This is a genomic window from Enterobacter sp. 198 (assembly GCF_009025585.1).
In the GTDB taxonomy this organism is placed as follows: Bacteria; Pseudomonadota; Gammaproteobacteria; order Enterobacterales; family Enterobacteriaceae; genus Enterobacter; species Enterobacter ludwigii.
This window is the reverse complement of record NZ_WCIM01000030.1, coordinates 18006-39104: the sequence shown is the minus strand read 5'-3', so window position 1 is coordinate 39104 and position 21099 is coordinate 18006. Positions and strand designations below refer to the sequence as shown.

The following is a 21099-nucleotide window of genomic DNA, read 5'->3' as shown; positions in this document are numbered from 1 at the left end:
TTCATTGATTTTTCCGGCTCAGGGGCAGTTCAATACGGAAGCAAACATCTGACCGTTCGTCCGTGGCAATTTTCAGCTCACCCTGCATGCGTCGTATGCAGTCCCGGGCAATACTCAGGCCCAGCCCACTTCCTTTTACCGCCCCTTTCCGCTGATGACTTCCCTGGAAAAAGGGTTCAAAGATCATGGTTTTTTCGTCATCAGGGATTGGAGTGCCGGTGTTAGCGACGTCAATAAACACCCGTGAACCATTCGTATAACTTCGGATATAAATGTTACCGGATTCAGTACCATAGTGCACCGCATTGGAGTAAAGATTATCCAGAACGCTCATCAACAGCATCGGTTCCGCGAGGCAGGCTGGCTCACTGAGCTCCACCCCGGTATGCATCATTTTAGCTCTTGCTGGCAAGCTATGGGCGGAGATCACCATATCCACCAGCGGCTCGATATCAACGTTTTCCAGCACCACCGCGCCATCCGCCAGCTTGCGGTTGTAGTCCAGCAGTTGCTCAATCAGCTTTTGCAGATTGCGGCTGCTGGCATCCAGGATGTCGACAATCTCTTTCTGTTCGGGCGTAAGCGGCCCCGCCACTTCATCTGCCAGCAGTTCCGTTCCTTCGCGCATGCTGGCAAGCGGCGTTTTAAGCTCATGGGAAATATGGCGCAAGAACTGATGGCGCTGGGATTCCAGCCATGCCAGACGTTCAGAAAGCCAGATAATGCGCTGGCCAACGGAGCGCAACTCGCGCGGGCCTTTAAAGGCGACCGTATCCCCGAGAGACTTCCCCTCGCCCAGGCGGTTAATCATGCGCTGGATACCCTTCACCGGGCCGATGATCATGCGGGTAAAGAGCAGAACCAGACCGAGGCTGACGAGGAACAGCACCAGCGCCTGCCAGCCAAAGAACTGGCCACGTTCCGCAATCTCCTGCTGCAGCTGTTGCCCGCGCGAGAAGATAACCGTGCGGGTAGACTGCACCATCTCGGTATTGGCATTCGCAAAGGCTTCCAGACGGGCAGCCGCTGCGGCATCCGGGCCGCTGTTCTTACACTGCAGTTGCGCCAGATCGTTCAAATCCTGACGTAACGCCTGATAAAGCTTATCGTCCGGCAGCACCCCTGCATGGGCGTCCAGCATTTCACTGTAGCGTTTACGTTGATTCTGATAGACCTTTTCCAGAGTAGGATCGTCAAGCACGCAGTACTGCCGATAGCTGCGTTCCATCTCCAGCGCGGCGTTAGTCATCGCTTCACTGCGTCGGGCGTCGATCAGCGTCGTGCGGTTAGTCAGTGCCGCCTGCGCACTCAACGCGTTGAGACTCTGCCACGCCTGCCATGCCAGGATCAGCAAAGGCAGCAGGATCAGCAGAAAGGCCATCATGACAAGCTGTCGCAGGGAACGAGGAAAAACGGGCCAGCGTTTCAACGCATTACTCTCTTTATCGGGGTTTGAGGAGAGCGTAACTGAGTCTGCCCTTCAGATACAACAAAGCCGGGTAAAAACCCGGCTTTGTCATGGAATGAGGCGGTGCCTAACTCGACGTTTCGCCCTGGCCTGATAAAGCAACGCTATGATCAGTAGTTGGACAGCAGGCACCTTTTTGTGCGTCATTCGAAGTTTATGTAGCACGTCCCGAAGGGGCTGACATAAGAAGGTGAATGAGCCACTGATTAATATTATGCAACACTCGTGCCATAATGCAAAACAATAAATTATCTTGTTGATATTTATGTATTTTATGCAACTATGCCGTTAATTGCCCGCTGAATGATTTCCAGGCTAAGTGTCGCTAAAAAGCAACACCTTAACGACAACCCACCACACCCTATACAATTCAATGAGTTAAATGTCTCCTTTTGGAGACACCACGAATAGCGGATTGTCGCGGTTTTGCGACAGGCACAAAAAAGCCCGGTGGCGTTTTCGCGCACCGGGCCTGCTGTGGGAGTAGCGGTACGCTTAACCTAGCTGTTTACGCGCATTACGGAAGATACGCATCCACGGGCTGTCCTCGCCCCAGTTTTCCGGGTGCCAGGAGTTGCTCACGGTACGGAACACTCGTTCCGGGTGCGGCATCATAATGGTCGCACGACCGCTTTCGCTGGTCACCGCAGTGATACCGTTCACCGAACCGTTCGGGTTAGCCGGGTAGGATTCTGTCACCTTGCCGAAGTTATCGACAAAGCGCAGCGCCACCAGGCCTTTGCTTTCAAGCTGAGCCAGATGAGCTGCATCGCGCACTTCAACCTGGCCTTCGCCATGGGAAACGGCGATTGGCATCTGCGACCCTACCATGCCCTGCAGCAGCAGAGACGGGCTTTGGGTCACTTCCACGAGGCTGAAACGCGCTTCAAAGCGGTCAGACTGGTTACGCACAAAGCGCGGCCAGGCTTCGCTACCGGGGATCAGCTCGCGCAGGTTGGACATCATCTGGCAACCATTACATACGCCCAGCGCCAGCGTTTGCGGACGGTGGAAGAAGGTTTCAAACTCGTCGCGGACACGGCTGTTGAAGAGGATGGACTTCGCCCAACCCTCACCTGCCCCCAGCACATCGCCGTAAGAGAAACCACCGCAGGCGACCAGCGCCTGGAAATCTTCCAGACCGGTACGCCCGGCCAGCAGGTCGCTCATGTGAACGTCGATGGCATCAAAGCCCGCACGGTAGAAGGCAGCAGCCATCTCAACGTGGGAGTTGACGCCCTGCTCACGCAGTACGGCCACTTTCGGACGCGCGCCGGTCGCAATGTACGGCGCGGCGATATCTTCGTTGATGTCGAAGGAGAGCTTCACGTTCAGGCCAGGATCGTTGTCGTTAGCCTTCGCATTGTGTTCCTGATCGGCACACTCCGGGTTGTCACGCAGGCGCTGCATCTGCCAGGTGGTTTCAGCCCACCACATACGCAGGGTAGAACGGCTCTCGCTGAACACCGCGTGGCCATCCGCTTCAATGACAAAGCGGTCGCCCTGCACAGCTTTACCCAGATAATGCACGCAATCTGCCAGGCCGTGCTGAGCCAGTACGCTTTCAACCGCGTCACGATCTGCGGCACGCACCTGAATCACCGCGCCCAGCTCTTCGTTAAACAGCGCCGCCAGACGATCCTCGCCCAGCGTCGCGATGTTCGCTTCAACGCCGCAGTGCCCGGTGAAGGCCATCTCAGCCAGAGTAACCAGCAGGCCGCCGTCGGAACGGTCGTGGTAGGCCAGCAGTTTACGCTGTGCCACCAGGGCCTGGATGGCGTCGTAGAAACCTTTTAACTGCGCCACATCACGTACATCTGCCGGCTTATCACCCAGCTGACGATAAACCTGCGCCAGTGCGGTCGCTCCCAGTGCGTTATGGCCTTTACCCAGGTCAATCAGCAGCAGGGCGTTATCTTCAGTCACCAGCTGTGGCGTCACGGTATGGCGCACATCTTCTACGCGGGCAAACGCGGAGATGATCAGCGACAGCGGAGAGGTCATCTCGCGCTGCTCGTTACCCTCCTGCCAGCGGGTCTTCATCGACATGGAGTCTTTACCCACCGGAATGGTCAGGCCAAGTGCCGGGCAGAGCTCTTCACCCACCGCCTTCACGGCTTCATACAGGCCCGCATCTTCGCCCGGGTGGCCCGCTGCGGCCATCCAGTTCGCGGAAAGTTTGATACGTTTAATGTCGCCAATCTGCGTTGCGGCAATGTTGGTCAGTGCTTCACCAACGGCCAGGCGAGCAGACGCGGCGAAGTCCAGCAGAGCGACCGGGGTACGTTCGCCCAGCGCCATCGCTTCACCGTAGTAGCTGTCGAGACTCGCGGTGGTGACGGCACAGTTAGCCACCGGGATCTGCCACGGGCCAACCATCTGATCGCGCGACACCATACCGGTCACGGTACGGTCGCCGATGGTGACCAGGAAGGTTTTCTCCGCCACGGCCGGCAGGTGCAGAACGCGATTGACCGCGTCAGCCACGGTAATGCCCTGACGATCCAGCGCTTTGCCAGCTGCTTTACGGGTCTCAACGTCGCGGGTCATCTTCGGCGTTTTGCCGAGCAGCACGTCCAGCGGCAGATCGATCGGCTGGTTGTCGAAATGGGTGTCGCTCAGGGACAGGTGCAGCGCTTCGGTCGCTTCACCGATGACGGCATACGGGGCACGCTCGCGGCGGCACAGCTCGTCAAACAGCGGCAACTGATCGGCAGCGACGGCCAGAACATAACGTTCCTGGGATTCGTTACACCAGATTTCCAGCGGGCTCATGCCTGGCTCATCACTCAGGATGTCGCGCAGGTTGAAACGACCGCCACGACCACCGTCACTGACCAGCTCCGGCATGGCGTTGGACAGACCACCCGCGCCTACGTCGTGAATAAAGAGGATGGGGTTGGCATCACCCAGCTGCCAGCAGCGGTCAATGACCTCCTGGCAACGGCGTTCCATCTCCGGGTTATCACGCTGTACGGATGCAAAATCGAGATCCGCATCAGACTGACCGGAGGTCATAGAGGAGGCAGCCCCGCCGCCCAGGCCGATGTTCATAGCCGGGCCCCCCAGGACGATCAGCTTCGCACCGACTACGATCTCGCCTTTTTGCACGTGATCGGCGCGAATGTTACCGATTCCGCCAGCCAGCATGATCGGTTTGTGATAGCCGCGCAGCTCTTCGCCGTTGTGGCTCTCCACTTTCTCTTCGTAGGTACGGAAGTAACCGTTCAGCGCAGGACGTCCAAATTCATTGTTGAACGCCGCCCCGCCCAGTGGGCCTTCGGTCATGATATCCAGCGCGGTCACAATACGTTCCGGCTTGCCGAAATCCTCTTCCCACGGCTGCTCAAAGCCCGGGATGCGCAGGTTGGAGACGGAGAAACCCACCAGACCGGCTTTTGGTTTAGCACCCCGTCCGGTTGCGCCTTCGTCGCGGATTTCTCCGCCAGACCCGGTCGCCGCACCCGGCCACGGCGAGATCGCCGTCGGGTGGTTATGCGTTTCGACTTTCATCAGGATATGCGCCGGCTCCTGATGGAAATCATAGCGCCCTGCTTCGCGATCGGCGAAGAAGCGGCCCACGTCAGAACCTTCCATCACCGCGGCGTTGTCTTTGTAAGCAGACAGCACGTGGTCAGGCGTTTTTTCCATGGTGTTTTTAATCATTTTGAACAGCGACTTCGGCTGCTCTTCACCGTCGATAATCCAGTCGGCGTTGAAAATCTTGTGACGGCAGTGCTCAGAGTTTGCCTGAGCGAACATGTAAAGTTCGATGTCGTTCGGGTTGCGGTTCAGCTTAACAAACGCATCCTGCAGGTAGTCAATTTCGTCTTCTGCCAGTGCCAGACCGAGACGCAGGTTGGCGTCAATCAGCGCCTGACGGCCCTGCCCCAGCAAATCGACGCTCTGTACCGGCGCAGGCTGATGGTGGGAGAAGAGTTTCTGCGCATCGTCCAGAGAGGCAAAGACACTCTCCATCATGCGATCGTGCAGCTCAGCGGCAACGGTTTGCCACTGCGCATCGGTCAGGGTAGACGCTTCAACGTAGTACGCCACGCCGCGCTCCAGACGGTTAATCTGGTTCAGACCACAGTTGTGGGCGATGTCGGTGGCTTTGGAAGACCAGGGGGAGATGGTGCCTGGACGAGGCGTCGCAAGGATCAGTTTGCCGGTTGGCGTATGGCTGCTCAGGCTTGGACCATATTTGAGCAGGCGTTCCAGCTGTACTCGCTCCTCTGCATTCAGGGGTGCATTCAGGTCAGCAAAATGGACATACTCAGCGTAAATATTGCTTACCGGAAGGTCGGCTGCCTGAAAACGTGCCAGCAGTTTATTGATACGGAAGGCAGACAGTGCAGGCGAACCACGCAGAATTTCCATCATAAGTCTCTCGTCTTCGAAGCGCCGGGGCGCTTACAGTGTGCGCAAGGGGGGAAAACGGGCGTCATTATAGAGAATCCTGAGCGTCGACGAAACCGTTTGCGTCGAAATAAAATCAACGTTTACGTTTAACAATAGATGTGACCTCTCTCTCTAATTTGTTGCCAAGTGGCGTAACTTTACGCAAAATGCCGCTCATTCAATGGCAAACCTTATTCTTAACATGGCTACAGCATACTGAGGCACCCGGCGTCGCAGAGAATTAACTAATTGAAAAAATTAAAGATTAATTATCTGCTCATCGGCATTGTAACGTTGCTGCTGGCAGTGGCCCTCTGGCCTTCCATCCCCTGGTTCGGTAAAGCCGAAAACCGTATCGCCGCCATACAGAAGCGGGGGGAATTGCGCGTCAGTACCCTTAACTCGCCGCTGATTTACAGCGACATTAACGGCAAAACGATTGGCCTGGATTATGAACTGGCGCAACAGTTTGCCGACTATCTTGGCGTGAAGCTCAAAATTACCGTCCGTCAGAATATCAGCCAGCTGTTTGATGACCTGGATAACAACGATGCCGATATCCTTGCGGCCGGGCTGGTGTACAACAGCGAGCGCAGCAAGAGCTATCAGCCAGGCCCAACCTACTACTCCGTTTCGCAACAGCTGGTCTACCGGGTCGGGAGCCTGCGCCCGCGAACGCTGGCGGCGATTAATGCTCAACAGTTGACCATCGCCCCGGGCCACGTCGTGATTGACGATCTGCGTGAGCTCAAGGAGAAGAAATTCCCGGACCTGAGCTGGACGGTTGATCCTAAGCTCGGTACGACTGAGCTGCTGGACCAGGTAAAAGATAAAAAACTGCCCTATACCATCGCTGATTCGGTCGCGATCAGCCTTTTCCAGCGCGTGCACCCCGAAATCGCGGTGGCGCTGGACGTGACAGACGAACAGCCGGTGACCTGGTTTAGCCAGCTTGATGACGATCAGACCCTCTCTGCGGCGATGCTTGATTTCTTCAACACCATCAATGAAGACGGTACGCTGGCGCGTCTGGAAGAGAAATACCTCGGCCACGGTGACGATTTTGATTACGTCGACACCCGAAGCTTCTTGCGCGCAGTCGATAGCGTGCTGCCAGACCTGCAGCCGTTATTTGAGAAATATGCCCAGGAGATCGACTGGCGATTACTGGCAGCGATTTCGTATCAGGAATCCCACTGGGATACTCAGGCCACCTCGCCCACTGGCGTTCGCGGCTTAATGATGCTCACTAAAAATACCGCTCAGAGCCTTGGGCTGACCGACCGCACCGATGCAGAACAGAGCATCAGCGGCGGCGCACGGTATCTGCAGGATATGATGGGCAAAGTGCCGGAGACGGTGCCTGAAGAGGAACGGATCTGGTTTGCGCTGGCAGCCTACAATATGGGTTACGCGCACATGCTTGACGCGCGCGCGCTGACGGCGAAAACGAAAGGTAACCCGGACAGCTGGTCAGACGTAAAACAGCGCCTGCCGCTGCTGAGCCAGAAGCCGTGGTATAACAAGCTGACCTACGGTTACGCGCGCGGGCATGAAGCCTACGCCTACGTGGAAAATATCCGTAAATATCAGATTAGCCTGGTGGGTTATCTGCTGGAGAAGGAAAAAGAGGCGGCAGAGGCAAATCAGCTGGTCCAGAGTTATCCGGTGGTGGCACCGGACGAACTTACTCGCCCGACAACTTCAATTCTGCCTTTTGTTGCTTTTTCTGCTGACGGCGCATTCGAAAGAAATCACTTAATAGCCCCGCACACTCTGGTGCAAGTACCCCACCGATAGTCTGCACCTGGTGGTTCATCCCCGGGTGTCCCAGTACGTCCATCAGCGAACCGGCCGCTCCGGTTTTTTCATCCCGCGCGCCAAAGACCAGCGTGCCGATACGGCTATGCACCATCGCGCCGGAACACATAACGCACGGCTCAAGCGTGACATACAGCGTGGTATCAAGCAGACGATAGTTTTGCAGCACCATTCCGCCCTGACGAAGGGCCATGATTTCAGCGTGCGCAGTCGGATCGTGACGGCCAATCGGGCGGTTCCACCCTTCCCCTATCACCTGGTTATTGTGGACAAGCACAGCACCCACGGGCACTTCCCCCTCGTCCCAGGCGCGCTGGGCAAGCGTAAGCGCATGGCGCATCCAGTATTCATGATCGCGTTCAGGGTTGCACAACGGTTGATACTCCAGTCTAAAAGCGGGCGGCATTATACACACCCGCTATAGATAAGACTATTCGAGTTGCTGAAGTTCGCCTGCGGGCGTGACGCGCCAGCGATGCTGGCAAAAATAGAGCAGTGGGTTGTCCTGCTTACTGTCGCTGTAGCCGCTGTAAAGACGCAGTGGCGTACCGATTCGCTTCTCCAGTTGCACCACCTTTTCATGTCCCAGGCAGCGCATGGTCAGTACCCATCCGCCGTACCCGCGGGTAATTTGCGTGGCGATAAGATTCACCCGCGGCAGCCACGGGGTATCATAATAGACCTGTTCCACCAGCGCTTGCGGGGATCCGGTAATCAACCAGATGTCGGCATCGTTCGCGTCGAGATAGCTGGTAAGCCTTGCCTGAACAACCGGAAACGCGGTCACATGTCCGCGAAACCAGTGCACAAAATCCTGCTGAAGCTGTTTAAGCCGCGCTTCGCTGCGTCCAAAGGTACAGCCCCAGAGCAACAGGCTCATTGGCCAGCGCGCTGCCCGGCCTTTTAGCAGCAGCGCAATGCCAATTACGGGTAACAGAGGTAATACGAGCAGCGCATTCAAAGGCTGACGCCGCAGCAGGTAGCGCATAAACGTACCAAACATATCCTGCTGATGCAGCGTACCGTCCAGGTCGAAAAAAACAACGCGACGCTCGTGATTTGCCAAACCTTACTCCTCTGGATCGTTGAATCCTAACAGCCAGGTAAACAGGAACCCGGCGATCACCGCTACCAGATAGCCTAACAGATAGAGCATAACTTTTCCGGTCACGATGGTGAGCGCCAGCGGCAGCCCGGAGATCCCGAAGGTGATCACCGTTGCCACTTTCCAGTAGCTGATCAGCGCTCCGCCTACCGCCCCTCCCAGGCAAGCACCGAGGAACGGTTTCCCCAGCGGCAGCGTGACGCCGAAAATCAGCGGCTCGCCAATTCCGAGTAATCCGACCGGCAGCGCACCTTTGATCACTTTTTTCAGCCGCGCGTTGCGGGTTTTCATCAGTACGGCAATCGCCGCCCCGACCTGCCCCACGCCAGCCATCGACAGGATGGGCAGCAGCGCGTTGTAACCGTGCGCCTGCACCAGCTCGACGTGGATCGGCACCAGCCCCTGATGCAGACCGGTCAGTACCAGCGGCAAGAAGGTGCCTGACAGCACGGCACCCACTAACAGACCGCCGCGATCGATAGCCAGCGATGCGCCATGGGCGATGGCCTCAGAGATCCAGCCCCCCAGCGGTTGCAACGCCACAATAGCCACGCTGCCGGTGATCAATGTCGTTAACAGTGGATTGAGGATCAGCTCAATTGATCCAGGCAGGAGGGTGCGCAGTTTCTTCTCGAGCCAGCACATCAGGATGACCACCAGCAGCACGGCAATCACCCCGCCGCGGCCAGGCTGGAGCGCCTCACCAAACAGGGTTATCTGCGCCAGCTGTGGGCTGGACAGAATACCTGCCATCACTCCGCCCATGGCCAGCGAGCCGCCAAAGACCTTCGCGGTGTTGACCCCCACCAGAATGTTCATGATGGCAAACACGGCGCTGCCGAAAATCCCGAGAATGCCTAATAAATTAGGATACTGGGTCGCGAAGTCCCCTACGATATCCGGACGCTTAAGAATATTGATGATCCCGGTGATTAAGCCAGAGGCAATAAACGCCGGGATCAGCGGAATAAAGACGTTGGCCAGTTGTCGCAGCGCATCGCTCATGGGGGCTTTGTATCGGGCCTTTGCCTGCGCCTTCGTACGTTCGACGTCATCGATCGCCACGCTTTCGCCGCCGACCATCAGCGCACGCATGGCATCCACAACCTGCGCCGCCTTTCCCGGCCCGACAATCAGCTGGTGCTGTTGCCCCTGTTTAACGTAACCACTCACGCCGGAAAGCTGCTTCAGACGCGGCACATCAAGCTGCTCGTCGTTATGCACCTCGACGCGCACGCGCGTCATGCAATTTTCCAGACGCTGAATATTTTTTTCCCCACCGATCCCCTGCAGGATATCGCTGGCGAGCGCTGCTGTTTTGTCCATACACGCCTCTGTTAGTTTTCTAATGCCGCCCGTAAGAACCCGTTATGGGCATTGAGCCTTGCTCTGGCGGCCGCAGCGTCCAGTCCGCTCAGGATCATCAGAATGGCCGGTTTAACATCGTGATCGGTTTGTTTCAGTACCGCTTCCGCCTCTTCGCGGCTTGCTCCCGTCGCCTCCATGACCATACGGCAGGCTCTGTCCACCAGCTTGACGTTGGTCGCTTGCATATCCACCATCAGGTTCTGATAAACCTTGCCAAACTTCACCATCGCGCCAGTGGAGATCATGTTGAGCACCAGCTTTTGCGCGGTGCCGGATTTCAGGCGCGTAGAGCCGGTTAACGCTTCCGGGCCGACAACCGGAGAGATAGCGATAGCAGCGACCTGCGCAATCGGCGAGCCAGGATTACAGGAAATCGCCACCGTGGTGCAGCCCGTCTTGTTGGCATACTCCAGACCGCCGATAACGTACGGCGTACGCCCGGAGGCCGCCAGCCCAACAACCAGATCCTGAGCGGTCAGATTTAGCCCCTTCAGGTCATCCTCGCCGAGCTGTTTGTTGTCTTCCGCTCCTTCCACGGCTTTCAGCAGCGCGCCAGGGCCGCCAGCAATCAACCCGACCACCAGACCGTGCGGCACACCAAACGTTGGCGGACATTCAGAGGCATCCAGCACACCAAGACGCCCGCTGGTTCCGGCGCCCATGTAGATAATGCGACCACCGGCCTTCAGTGCTTCCGCCGCCGCATCGACAGCTTTCGCCACCTCGGGTAATGTCTCTTTCACTGCCTGCGCGACCAGCGTATCCTGTTGATTAAAACGGTTAACCAGCTCCAGGGTGCTGAGCGCATCCAGATCCATGGTTTGTGGGTTACGCGTTTCAGAAACAAGTGAGCCAAGATTCATCTTTTGTACCTCAAGAATTTTTAATTCATAATAATCTCACTATAATGGAATATAAAATTCATTCAGGCGAGCAAAATTCGTATTTGCGCAGACAATCACAATTTCGCCAGGAGAACCTATGAACTGTTTAATTCGCATTCGCCAGCGTTATGCAGGCTTTGCTCAAAGCGATAAAAAGCTGGCGGATTTTCTGCTCTCTCAGCCCGACCATGCCCGCCATCTCAGCTCGCAGCAGCTGGCGAGTGAGGCCGGAGTGAGTCAGTCGAGCGTGGTGAAATTTGCCCAGAAGATTGGCTTTAAAGGCTTCCCGGCTCTCAAGCTGGCGATTAGCGAAGCGCTGGTGAGTAACCCCAACCCGCAGTCGATGCCGGTGCATAATCAGATTCGTGGCGATGACCCGATGCGTCTGGTGGGAGAGAAGCTCATCAAAGAGAATGTCGCGGCCATGCATGCCACCCTTGATGTGAATACCGAAGAAAAATTACTGGAAAGCGTGGCGATGTTGCGTGCAGCGCGACGTATTATTTTGACCGGGATAGGCGCGTCCGGACTGGTGGCACGTAACTTTGGCTGGAAGCTGACAAAAATAGGTTACAACGCCATTGTCGAGCAGGATATGCACGCCCTGCTGGCGACCGTGCAGGCGATGGATGCTAACGATCTGCTGCTGGCGATCTCCTATTCCGGCGAACGCCGCGAGATCAATATGGCTACCGATGAAGCCTTACGCGTAGGCGGTAAGATTCTGGCCATCACCGGGTTTACTCCCAACGCGCTGCAGCAGCGGGCTACGCGCTGTTTATATACTATCGCGGAAGAGCAGGCCACGCGCAGCGCGGCGATCTCCTCGACAAGTGCGCAAATGATGTTGACCGACCTTCTGTTTATGGCCCTGGTGCAACAGGATCTGGAACACGCGCCAGAGCGTATCCGGCACAGTGAAGAGCTGGTAAAAAAACTGGTTTGAACAGGTAATGAGCGTATAATTCCCGCCCTGTTTGTGTTGTTTCTGAGAATTTCCTGATGGCGCTGTTAATCACCAAAAAATGCATCAATTGCGATATGTGCGAACCGGAATGCCCGAACCAGGCGATTTCGATGGGCGAGAGCATTTATGAGATTAACAGCGACCGCTGCACTGAATGCATCGGCCACTACGAAACGCCGACCTGTCAGAAAGTGTGCCCAATCCCCAATACCATCCTGAAAGATCCGGCACACGTCGAGAGCGAAGAGCAGCTTTGGGATAAATTTGTCCTGCTGCATCACGCGGACAAACTTTAACTTTCGATAATCACCGTCGCGCAGGCGTAGTGGCGTTCATCCGCGAGCGTCACGTGCATGTGATTTACGCCGAGTTTCTCTGCCAGCGTTTGCGCCTCACCCCATAAACGCAGGCGCGGTTTACCCAGCTCATCGTTAAACACTTCAAACTGATTAAACGCCAGACCGTTACGAATACCGGTGCCGAAGGCTTTGGCTGCCGCCTCTTTGACGGCAAAGCGCTTGGCCAGAAAACGTACCGGCTGCTGATGCGTCTCCCAGATGGCCCATTCGTTATCGCTCAGCACGCGTCGTGCCAGGCGATCGCCGCTACGGGCGATCACCGCTTCAATGCGGGCTATTTCAACGATATCGGTGCCTAAGCCCAGAATAGCCATTACTGACGCGCTTCCAGCATCAGGCGTTTCATTTCTGAGACCGCCTCTTTCAGGCCACTCATTACCGCACGGCCAATAATAGCGTGGCCGATATTCAGCTCATGCATTTCCGGCAGGGCTGCAATGGCCTTGACGTTATGGTAGGTCAGGCCATGCCCGGCGTTAACTTTCAGACCCAGGCTCGCGGCATAGGTGGCCGCATTGGCGATACGCTCCAGCTCTTTGGCCTGCGTAGTTTCATCTTTCGCATCAGCGTAACAGCCGGTATGAATTTCAATATAGGGCGCGCCCACTTCGGCAGCCGCTTTGATCTGTGCTACATCGGCGTCGATGAACAGAGAGACCAGGATACCCGCCTCAGCCAGACGCTTGCAGGCATCACGCATTTTGTCGCGTTGACCCGCCACGTCCAGGCCCCCTTCGGTGGTCACTTCCTGACGTTTTTCCGGTACCAGGCAGCAGAAATGCGGCTTCGTCTCGCAGGCAATCGTCAGCATCTCTTCCGTGACCGCCATCTCCAGGTTCATGCGGGTGTCCAGCGTCTGACGCAGAATGCGCACATCGCGGTCGGTAATATGACGGCGGTCTTCACGCAGGTGAACGGTAATGCCATCGGCGCCAGCCTGCTCAGCGATGAACGCCGCCTGAACCGGATCGGGATAAGCCGTGCCGCGTGCATTACGCAGCGTGGCGATGTGATCAATGTTGACGCCTAACAGTAATTCAGCCATGACAATCCTCGGTATTTTAGTTCGTGTCCCTGCCTCCCTCTCCCTCAGTGAGAGGGCTGGAGCGAGGGTCTGATACGTTAACGTTTCGGCATAAACTGCCTGAACAATTCGCGGCTCTTTAAGGGCTTGCCGCCAAGATACGGCTTGAGCGCAATCCGGGTAAAGCGTTTTGCTGCGCGAAGGGTATCCTGATCGGGAAACTCGCGCGCATACAGCGCTCTAAGCTGTCGCCCGGTAAAAGTGCTGTTATCTATCACGACGCTGGCGATAAAGCCTTTTTCTTCACGGTAGCGATAGGTCATCGCATCCTCTACCTCGTCTCCGCTCCCTGCACAATGCAAAAAATCGACCCCGTAGCCCAGATGTCCAAGCAGCGCCAGCTCAAAACGACGCAGGGCAGGTTCGGGCGTACCGGTTGCGCCGGCCAGCGCCTGGATACAGTGCAGGTAATCAAAGAAAAGTTCAGAGAAGCGAGTCTCATGCTCCAGAACACGTGAGATGAGTTCGTTGACATAGAGACCGCTGTACAGCGTGATACCAGAAAGGGGGAGCGCCAGAGAGACGGCCTCGGCACTGCGCAGGGTTTTGACTTCCCCACGCCCGCCGAAGCGTACCAGCAGCGGAGTGAAAGGCTGTAAGGCGCCCTTCAGGCCGGAGCGTTTGGAACGTGCGCCTTTAGCAACAAGGCGCACACGGCCCGACTCTTCCGTGAAAACGTCCAGCATAAGGCTGGTCTCGCTCCACGGACGGCTATGGAGGACAAAGGCACGCTGCCATCCATCCACGATGTTCAGTCTTAGACGTCGTCGCCGTAACCGAGGCTGCGCAATGCACGCTCATCATCGGCCCAGCCTGATTTCACCTTCACCCACAGTTCAAGGTGAACCGGGGCTTCAAACATGTCCTGCATGTCTCTGCGCGCTTCAATGCCGATGGTTTTGATCTTGGCACCTTTGTTGCCGATCACCATCTTCTTCTGCCCTTCACGCTCAACGAGGATCAGGCCGTTGATGTCATAGCCGCCGCGTTCGTTGGTCTGAAAACGTTCAATCTCAACCGTTACGGAGTACGGCAGTTCCGCGCCAAGGAAACGCATCAGTTTTTCACGGATGATCTCAGAGGCCATAAAGCGCTGAGAACGATCGGTGATGTAATCTTCCGGGAAGTGATGAATCGCTTCCGGCAGATGTTTGCGCACGATGCCTGCGATGGTATCGACGTTCAGACCGGTCTCGGCAGACAGCGGGACGATATCAAGGAAGTTCATCTGGCTTCCCAGCCACTGCAGGTGCGGCAGCAGATCGGCTTTTTCCTGCACGTTGTCCACTTTGTTGACCGCAAGGATCACCGGCGTTTTACCGTCGCGCAGTTTGTTGAGCACCATTTCGTCGTCAGGCGTCCAGCGGGTGCCTTCCACCACGAAAATCACCAGCTCTACGTCGCCAATAGAGCTGCTCGCCGCCTTGTTCATCAGGCGGTTGATGGCGCGCTTCTCTTCCATGTGCAGGCCCGGGGTATCAACGTAGATCGCCTGATAGGCGCCTTCCGTGTGGATACCGACGATGCGGTGACGCGTGGTCTGCGCCTTACGGGAAGTAATGGAAATTTTCTGCCCAAGCAGATTATTCAACAGGGTAGATTTGCCAACGTTCGGACGTCCGACGATGGCAATAAACCCGCAATACGTTTTTTCTTCGCTCATTCCAGCTCCAGCATTTTTAACGCCTGTTCGGCGGCAGCCTGTTCAGCCTTACGACGGCTAGAACCTGTGCCGACCACCGGTTCACTCAGGCCACTGACCTGGCAATGGATGGTAAATTCCTGATCGTGCGCTTCGCCCCGCACCTGTACCACCAGATAGGATGGCAGCGGGAGGTGGCGACCCTGCAAATATTCCTGCAGACGCGTTTTCGGATCTTTTTGTTTATCGCCCGGACTGATTTCGTCCAGACGGGTTTGATACCAGTTAAGGATCAGCTTTTCTACGGTCTGAATATCGCTGTCCAGGAACACACCACCAATTAATGCTTCGACCGTGTCGGCAAGAATAGATTCACGACGGAAGCCGCCGCTTTTCAGTTCACCCGGCCCAAGTCGCAGACATTCGCCCAGTTCAAATTCACGAGCGATTTCCGCCAGGGTATTACCCCGAACCAGCGTCGCGCGCATGCGGCTCATATCACCTTCGTCCACACGTGGGAAACGATGATAAAGCGCATTCGCGATCACGAAACTTAAAATAGAGTCACCCAGGAACTCGAGGCGCTCATTATGCTTGCTGCTGGCACTGCGGTGGGTTAATGCCTGTTGCAACAACTCCTGATGATGAAAAGTGTAGCCCAGCTTCCGTTGAAGCCGATTAATTACGATGGGGTTCATGCGATACCAGTAAATGAATGCGTCAAAAATGCAGCACACGAAACCGACCTGAGAAGACCAACGCGGTTTCGTGTGCCGTGGCACCCTTGCAGGGCCAACCTTAAACTTCGGGGGAATATTCTATACACAACGACAGGGGATGTCGTTAGTCCAAAGAGATTTATCGCTGAAATAATTCACGTAGCCGCTAATTAACGCGGCTACGCGTTCATTTAATGAGAATTAATGGATCCCGCCGATACGATTCAGGCGAACGCCGGTCGGCCATTCGCCTTCCTGCTTCTCAAAACTCATCCAGATAGCGGTCGCTTTACCTACCAGATTCGCTTCCGGCACAAAGCCCCAGTAACGGCTGTCCGCGGAATTATCGCGGTTATCACCCATCATGAAGTAGTGTCCCGGTGGTACGATCCAGCTGGCCAGCTGTTGGCCTGGCTGCCGGTAGTACATCCCCACTTGATCCTGCGCGATTGGCACGGTGAGGATACGGTGGGTCACATCACCCAGCGTCTCTTTACGTTCAACCAGGCGAATACCGTCCTCTTTGGTCTCGCCTTTGGGCACCTGGAAGAAACCGCTGGTCGCTTCACCGCCGTTACGGCGAGCAAAGGTCTGCACAAAATCACTTGGCTCAACGTTTGAGTAAGTGATTGGCAGCGCGTTTTCACACGCGGTACCGGAGCTGCAGCCAGGCTGAACGGTAACTTCTTTCGCCACCGGATCGTAGGTGACTTTGTCACCCGGCAGACCCACTGCACGCTTGATGTAATCCAGACGCGGATCTTCCGGGTATTTAAACACCACGATGTCGCCACGTTTTGGATGACCGGTTTCGATCAGCGTTTTCTGGTAGATCGGATCTTTAATCCCGTAGGCAAACTTCTCAACCAGAATAAAATCGCCAATCAGCAGCGTTGGCATCATTGAACCAGACGGGATCTGGAACGGCTCGTAAATAAACGAGCGGACAACCAGCACAATCGCCAGCACCGGAAATACCGATGCCCCGGTTTCCAGCCAGCCCGGTTTCGGGCCGACTTTCTTCAGGGTTTTCGCGTCCAGCCCATCGCCAGTGGCTGCCTGTGCGGCAGCCTGACGTTCATGGCGTTTTGGGGCGAAAATAAACTTATCCAGACACCACAACAAACCTGTCACCAGGGTAGCAATGACCAGAATCAGGGCAAACATGTTCGCCATGCCAACTCCTTAGGGTTATTTGCCGTCTTTACCAACATGAAGGATGGCAAGGAATGCTTCCTGCGGCAGTTCGACGTTACCGACCTGCTTCATACGCTTCTTACCTTCTTTCTGTTTCTGCAGCAGCTTTTTCTTACGGCTGACGTCACCGCCGTAGCATTTCGCCAGAACGTTTTTACGCAGCTGTTTCACAGTAGAACGGGCAATAATGTGGTTACCGATGGCGGCCTGAATCGCGATATCAAACTGCTGACGCGGGATCAGCTCTTTCATCTTCTCAACCAGCTCACGGCCACGGTATGGCGCATTGTCGTTGTGAGTGATCAGTGCCAGCGCATCCACACGCTCGCCGTTGATCAGCACGTCCACACGCACCATGTTAGACGCCTGGAAGCGTTTGAAGTTGTAATCCAGTGACGCATAGCCACGAGAGGTAGACTTCAGACGATCGAAGAAGTCGAGGACCACTTCCGCCATAGGGATTTCGTACGTCAGCGCAACCTGATTACCGTGGTAAACCATGTTGGTCTGTACGCCACGCTTCTCAATACACAGCGTAATAACGTTACCCAGGAACTCCTGCGGCAGCAGCATATGACACTCTGCAATGGGCTCGCGCAGTTCTTCGATATTGTTCAGCGGCGGCAGCTTGGACGGGCTATCGACGTAGACGATCTCTTTGTTGGTGGTCTGCACTTCGTACACAACGGTCGGTGCCGTGGTGATCAGATCCAGATCGTATTCACGCTCCAGACGCTCCTGGATGATCTCCATGTGCAGCAGACCAAGGAAGCCGCAGCGGAAGCCGAAGCCCAGCGCCGTGGAGCTTTCTGGTTCATAGAACAGGGAAGCATCGTTGAGGCTCAGCTTGCCGAGCGCATCACGGAAGTTTTCATAGTCGTCAGAGCTGACCGGGAACAGACCCGCGTAAACCTGCGGTTTAACCTTTTTAAAGCCTGGCAGCGCTTTGTCTGCCGGGTTACGTGCACCGGTCAGGGTATCGCCCACTGGCGCGCCGAGGATGTCTTTAATGGCGCAGACCAGCCAGCCTACTTCGCCACATTTCAGCTCGGTACGGTCAACCTGTTTCGGCGTGAAGATACCCAGACGGTCAGCGTTGTAAACCTGGCCAGTACTCATTACCTTGATTTTGTCGCCTTTACGCATGGTGCCGTTTTTAATACGCACCAGCGAGACAACGCCCAGGTAGTTATCAAACCAGGAGTCGATGATCAGCGCCTGCAGCGGGGCATCCGGGTCACCTTCTGGTGCCGGGATATCACGCACCAGGCGTTCCAGCACGTCGGTCACGCCCACGCCCGTTTTAGCGGAGCAGCGCACCGCATCGGTCGCGTCGATGCCGACAATATCTTCAATCTCTTCCGCTACGCGCTCAGGATCGGCAGCTGGCAGGTCAATTTTGTTCAGAACCGGCACAACCTCGAGATCCATTTCCATCGCGGTGTAGCAGTTTGCCAGAGTCTGGGCTTCAACGCCCTGCCCGGCATCCACAACCAGCAGCGCGCCTTCACAGGCCGCCAGCGAGCGTGAAACTTCATAGGAGAAGTCAACGTGGCCTGGGGTGTCGATAAAATTCAGCTGGTAGATTTCGCCATCAGCCGCTTTGTAATCAAGCGTAACGCTCTGCGCTTTGATGGTGATACCGCGTTCGCGTTCCAGGTCCATGGAGTCCAGAACCTGGGCTTCCATTTCACGATCAGACAGGCCACCGCAAATCTGGATAATACGGTCAGACAGCGTCGACTTACCGTGGTCAATGTGAGCAATGATCGAAAAGTTACGTATGTTCTTCATATAGTTAAATAATTATGCCTTACGAATTCCTGGAGGCCGCTGTTCTTAGCCTGACGTTTTTCAGTGCGAAAACGCCGCATTCTACACTACATCCCCGTTACCTGGAAATGTACTTAGCGCCAGGTATAGCGTGAAGAAATGACGTTTTCTGTTTTAGGACGTAAAAAAGGACAAAGCCCGATGGATCACCGGGCCTCAGAAGAGAGCGTCTCAACACGAAGCTGGTCGGGTGCCAGCCCAACGCTGAGAATAACAGGCTGCCATTCTTCGCGTGCGGCAAGCTTCGGGGAGAGAGCTTTGGCCAGCCAGAATCCCCCTACGCCGCCCAATGCAGCACCGCACATGGCGGCCACATCGGTACCAAACAGCATCTGGAATACGCCGCCCATAACAAACAGCCCCACCAGCGGAGAGAGATAAACCAGCATGGCGGACGTGAGCAGGCTACCTTCTGCAATTCCCAGCTCCACCTTTTGCCCCACCATCAGCGGCCGATCGCTTGGCACGGAAATGGTATGCGAGGTTTGCGGCCCGAGCTTGTTCAGCACGCGGCTACCGCAACCGGCTCTGGAAGCACAGCTATTGCATGAGGCCTTAACATCACAGCTCACCAGCGCAATGCCATTCTGCCACGATACGACCGTAGCCCACTCTTTAATCATTGTGCAGTCCTGAATTTAATGCTGTCGGAAATACGCTTCGCCGTTTGTGGCGGTAATTCACCCACAATGGTGATCTCTGCGTTATCGCGAACCGTGGTGCTGACCGTCCTGCGTCCGGTACGAAGCATTTGTTCAGAACTGTTTGCCGATGCGCGGTTAATGTTCACCGAGAAACTGAACAAACCATCGGAATAAAGACGCGATTCAACCGGTGTTTCAATGGTTGGCAGTTGTCGACGGCTGCTGGAGACTTCGCTAAACCCTTGCGGGATCCAGGAAGGAACCCAGTTGAAGTTGACGGAATCACCCGCCGGTACCGAAAGCAGCGGCGGCAGGCTGGCTTTCGCCAGATTCTGCATGCTATTACCCACCTGATTGTTCACGCTAAAGGAGATAACGCGGAACTGTTCCAGCGTTTCACCATCACGGTCAAGCAGGTCTACACGCATTGGCAGCTTGGTTTCGGCGTCAATCCAGACGATATAGCTGTAGCGCGTTCCGTCACGGGCAACAACGCGGATCACCTCACACAGTCTGTCCGCAATGCGCGTACGCCCTACCGAAATGAAGTCATAGTAAGGCGCAAGACGTTTGAAGTCGGTGTAGATAAGCGATGGCAGAGAATCGACGATATAATCGCCATTCAGCGTGAAAGGCTCCAGACCGGGTTCGAAATAACTGATTTCGTTACCACGCTGGACAACTTCCCGACGCGGGCCATCCATCTGTAAAAGCTGGGCGAGCGGCTGGTTATCAAGACGGGCATGGCGGTATCGTAACGACTCGACGCCCTGCTTATTGATACTGATAAATGCCAACTCGTAATTGAGTGACTGGCTGGCCAGATTCATTTGCTGCAACAACGCCCCGGATGAAACATCAGCCGAGGCGTTGGCAGAGAAGAACAGGCTACCCGCCATCAGAGACATGGCGAACCAAAGTTGCTTCATTACTGCGATTGCGTTCCTAAAGTTTGGTTTCCGGGCACCTGCACAGCCGCTTGCTGGGTTTGTGCCTGCTCAAACTGAAGCTGTTCAGAGTGCAGACGACGCTGCAACTCGTAATCCTGCAACATCGCATTAATGCGACGGCGTTGCTCCTGAACCTGCTGTTGCTGGCCGCCGCTGGCGGATGCATCAGCCGGAACACCCAAACTTACCGGGCTGGCTTTGCCCATCATCGGCAGTGTGTTGAACACTGGCGCTTCTGGCTGCTGATTAGTTTCAGACTGAGTATTATAGTGCTGGACGCCAACGATAACTGCAAGCGATACGCATGCAGCCACACCCATTTGGGTGAGCTGGCTGGCCCACGGACGCACCTTGTGCCAGAACGGCATTTTCTGCCACTGGTGAGGCGCAGGTTGAGCTTCAGGAATCAGCGGAGTGGTCTGACGGACAGGCTCATTTTCAATGGCCGCCATCACGCGAGCTGAGATATCGAAATGGAGAACCTCGCCGGTGTCACCGCGAAGGGTGTCACGGATGAGATGATAACTCTCCCAGGTCTCTTGCATTTCGGGAGAATGAGACAGCTCGTTGAGCAGCTCACTATCCAGCGTTTCACCATCCATTAAAGCGGAAAGTTTTTCTTTCTGCATGCCTAATACCTTTTCCAGTATCCCGCTA

At 55.7% G+C, this 21099-nt stretch carries 19 protein-coding genes; 3 read left to right on the top strand and 16 right to left on the bottom strand.

Features of this window, described 5'->3' with window-relative positions:
- Position 1 precedes the first annotated feature (1 nt).
- Positions 2 to 1429: a two component system sensor histidine kinase QseE/GlrK gene (gene qseE / locus F8561_RS18430; RefSeq protein WP_059305945.1), complete on the bottom strand. Its 1428-nt coding sequence runs from the start codon at positions 1427 to 1429 to the stop codon at positions 2 to 4.
- Positions 1430 to 1963: 534 nt separating this feature from the next.
- Positions 1964 to 5851 carry a phosphoribosylformylglycinamidine synthase gene (gene purL / locus F8561_RS18425; protein ID WP_059305944.1) on the bottom strand — a complete coding sequence of 1296 codons (3888 nt, stop codon included), beginning with the start codon at positions 5849 to 5851 and terminating at the stop codon, positions 1964 to 1966.
- A 267-nt stretch (positions 5852 to 6118) separates the two neighbouring features.
- Here purL and mltF point away from each other — a divergent pair, with 267 nt between their 5' ends.
- Positions 6119 to 7669 (top strand): membrane-bound lytic murein transglycosylase MltF, encoded by a 1551-nt coding sequence (mltF, locus tag F8561_RS18420; RefSeq protein ID WP_151887760.1) that lies wholly within the window; start codon positions 6119 to 6121, stop codon positions 7667 to 7669.
- Here mltF and tadA read toward each other — a convergent pair.
- Genes tadA through murQ form a run of 4 tightly spaced genes read right to left on the bottom strand, consistent with a single transcriptional unit; the run spans position 7557 to position 11026 of the window.
- Positions 7557 to 8096, bottom strand: a complete 540-nt coding sequence (gene tadA, locus F8561_RS18415) for a tRNA adenosine(34) deaminase TadA (protein ID WP_020883010.1) — start codon at positions 8094 to 8096, stop codon at positions 7557 to 7559. The two genes, mltF and tadA, sit on opposite strands and share 113 nt — an antisense overlap.
- 24 nt (positions 8097 to 8120) lie before the next feature.
- Entirely contained in the window at positions 8121 to 8756 is a 636-nt protein-coding gene (gene yfhb / locus F8561_RS18410) for a phosphatidylglycerophosphatase C (protein ID WP_020883009.1), read from the bottom strand.
- 3 nt (positions 8757 to 8759) lie between these two features.
- A complete protein-coding gene (locus tag F8561_RS18405) occupies positions 8760 to 10121 on the bottom strand; it encodes a PTS transporter subunit EIIC (RefSeq protein WP_113656140.1) in 1362 nt (453 codons plus the stop codon).
- A gap of 11 nt (positions 10122 to 10132) precedes the next feature.
- Complete coding sequence (murQ, locus tag F8561_RS18400; RefSeq protein ID WP_014171205.1) at positions 10133 to 11026, bottom strand: N-acetylmuramic acid 6-phosphate etherase; 894 nt, start codon at positions 11024 to 11026, stop codon at positions 10133 to 10135.
- Positions 11027 to 11144: 118 nt separating this feature from the next.
- Between murQ and F8561_RS18395 the strand changes: the two genes are divergently transcribed.
- Positions 11145 to 11993, top strand: a complete 849-nt coding sequence (locus tag F8561_RS18395) for a MurR/RpiR family transcriptional regulator (protein WP_014171207.1) — start codon at positions 11145 to 11147, stop codon at positions 11991 to 11993.
- A gap of 56 nt (positions 11994 to 12049) precedes the next feature.
- Positions 12050 to 12310: a YfhL family 4Fe-4S dicluster ferredoxin gene (locus tag F8561_RS18390; protein ID WP_020883006.1), complete on the top strand. Its 261-nt coding sequence runs from the start codon at positions 12050 to 12052 to the stop codon at positions 12308 to 12310.
- Here the strand turns inward: F8561_RS18390 and acpS are convergent.
- The 10 genes from acpS to rseA all read right to left on the bottom strand — a co-directional run bounded on the left by acpS (position 12307) and on the right by rseA (position 21071).
- A complete protein-coding gene (acpS, locus tag F8561_RS18385; protein WP_014171209.1) occupies positions 12307 to 12687 on the bottom strand; it encodes a holo-ACP synthase in 381 nt (126 codons plus the stop codon). The two genes, F8561_RS18390 and acpS, sit on opposite strands and share 4 nt — an antisense overlap.
- Positions 12687 to 13418 (bottom strand): pyridoxine 5'-phosphate synthase, encoded by a 732-nt coding sequence (pdxJ, locus tag F8561_RS18380; RefSeq protein WP_014171210.1) that lies wholly within the window; start codon positions 13416 to 13418, stop codon positions 12687 to 12689. The genes acpS and pdxJ overlap by 1 nt, the downstream gene beginning before the upstream one ends.
- Positions 13419 to 13495: 77 nt before the next feature.
- Positions 13496 to 14203 carry a DNA repair protein RecO gene (recO, locus tag F8561_RS18375; protein WP_014171211.1) on the bottom strand — a complete coding sequence of 236 codons (708 nt, stop codon included), beginning with the start codon at positions 14201 to 14203 and terminating at the stop codon, positions 13496 to 13498.
- Between the two features lie 11 nt (positions 14204 to 14214).
- On the bottom strand, positions 14215 to 15120 hold the full coding sequence (era, locus tag F8561_RS18370) for a GTPase Era (RefSeq protein ID WP_014171212.1): 906 nt from the start codon (positions 15118 to 15120) through the stop codon (positions 14215 to 14217).
- The gene (gene rnc, locus F8561_RS18365; protein ID WP_003860711.1) at positions 15117 to 15797 is read right to left on the bottom strand and encodes a ribonuclease III; all 681 of its coding nucleotides are present in this window, start codon (positions 15795 to 15797) and stop codon (positions 15117 to 15119) included. Before rnc ends, era begins: the two co-directional genes overlap by 4 nt.
- A gap of 222 nt (positions 15798 to 16019) precedes the next feature.
- Entirely contained in the window at positions 16020 to 16994 is a 975-nt protein-coding gene (gene lepB, locus F8561_RS18360; RefSeq protein WP_014171215.1) for a signal peptidase I, read from the bottom strand.
- Between the two features lie 15 nt (positions 16995 to 17009).
- Complete coding sequence (gene lepA / locus F8561_RS18355; protein ID WP_014171216.1) at positions 17010 to 18809, bottom strand: translation elongation factor 4; 1800 nt, start codon at positions 18807 to 18809, stop codon at positions 17010 to 17012.
- A 185-nt stretch (positions 18810 to 18994) separates the two neighbouring features.
- The gene (gene rseC / locus F8561_RS18350) at positions 18995 to 19471 is read right to left on the bottom strand and encodes a SoxR-reducing system protein RseC (RefSeq protein WP_014171217.1); all 477 of its coding nucleotides are present in this window, start codon (positions 19469 to 19471) and stop codon (positions 18995 to 18997) included.
- Positions 19468 to 20421: a sigma-E factor regulatory protein RseB gene (gene rseB / locus F8561_RS18345; protein WP_047955969.1), complete on the bottom strand. Its 954-nt coding sequence runs from the start codon at positions 20419 to 20421 to the stop codon at positions 19468 to 19470. Before rseB ends, rseC begins: the two co-directional genes overlap by 4 nt.
- On the bottom strand, positions 20421 to 21071 hold the full coding sequence (gene rseA / locus F8561_RS18340; protein WP_025203448.1) for an anti-sigma-E factor RseA: 651 nt from the start codon (positions 21069 to 21071) through the stop codon (positions 20421 to 20423). Before rseA ends, rseB begins: the two co-directional genes overlap by 1 nt.
- Positions 21072 to 21099 lie beyond the last annotated feature (28 nt).

Excerpts from the sequence above, each read along its gene's own strand:
- purL (WP_059305944.1), bottom strand. The coding sequence starts at position 5,851 with ATGATGGAAATTCTGCGTGGTTCGCCTGCACTGTCTGCCTTCCGTATC.
- tadA (WP_020883010.1), bottom strand. The coding sequence starts at position 8,096 with ATGCCGCCCGCTTTTAGACTGGAGTATCAACCGTTGTGCAACCCTGAA.
- F8561_RS18405 (WP_113656140.1), bottom strand. The coding sequence starts at position 10,121 with ATGGACAAAACAGCAGCGCTCGCCAGCGATATCCTGCAGGGGATCGGT.
- murQ (WP_014171205.1), bottom strand. The coding sequence starts at position 11,026 with ATGAATCTTGGCTCACTTGTTTCTGAAACGCGTAACCCACAAACCATG.
- F8561_RS18395 (WP_014171207.1), top strand. The coding sequence starts at position 11,145 with ATGAACTGTTTAATTCGCATTCGCCAGCGTTATGCAGGCTTTGCTCAA.
- F8561_RS18390 (WP_020883006.1), top strand. The coding sequence starts at position 12,050 with ATGGCGCTGTTAATCACCAAAAAATGCATCAATTGCGATATGTGCGAA.
- acpS (WP_014171209.1), bottom strand. The coding sequence starts at position 12,687 with ATGGCTATTCTGGGCTTAGGCACCGATATCGTTGAAATAGCCCGCATT.
- pdxJ (WP_014171210.1), bottom strand. The coding sequence starts at position 13,418 with ATGGCTGAATTACTGTTAGGCGTCAACATTGATCACATCGCCACGCTG.
- era (WP_014171212.1), bottom strand. The coding sequence starts at position 15,120 with ATGAGCGAAGAAAAAACGTATTGCGGGTTTATTGCCATCGTCGGACGT.
- rnc (WP_003860711.1), bottom strand. The coding sequence starts at position 15,797 with ATGAACCCCATCGTAATTAATCGGCTTCAACGGAAGCTGGGCTACACT.
- lepB (WP_014171215.1), bottom strand. The coding sequence starts at position 16,994 with ATGGCGAACATGTTTGCCCTGATTCTGGTCATTGCTACCCTGGTGACA.
- lepA (WP_014171216.1), bottom strand. The coding sequence starts at position 18,809 with ATGAAGAACATACGTAACTTTTCGATCATTGCTCACATTGACCACGGT.
- rseC (WP_014171217.1), bottom strand. The coding sequence starts at position 19,471 with ATGATTAAAGAGTGGGCTACGGTCGTATCGTGGCAGAATGGCATTGCG.
- rseB (WP_047955969.1), bottom strand. The coding sequence starts at position 20,421 with ATGAAGCAACTTTGGTTCGCCATGTCTCTGATGGCGGGTAGCCTGTTC.
- rseA (WP_025203448.1), bottom strand. The coding sequence starts at position 21,071 with ATGCAGAAAGAAAAACTTTCCGCTTTAATGGATGGTGAAACGCTGGAT.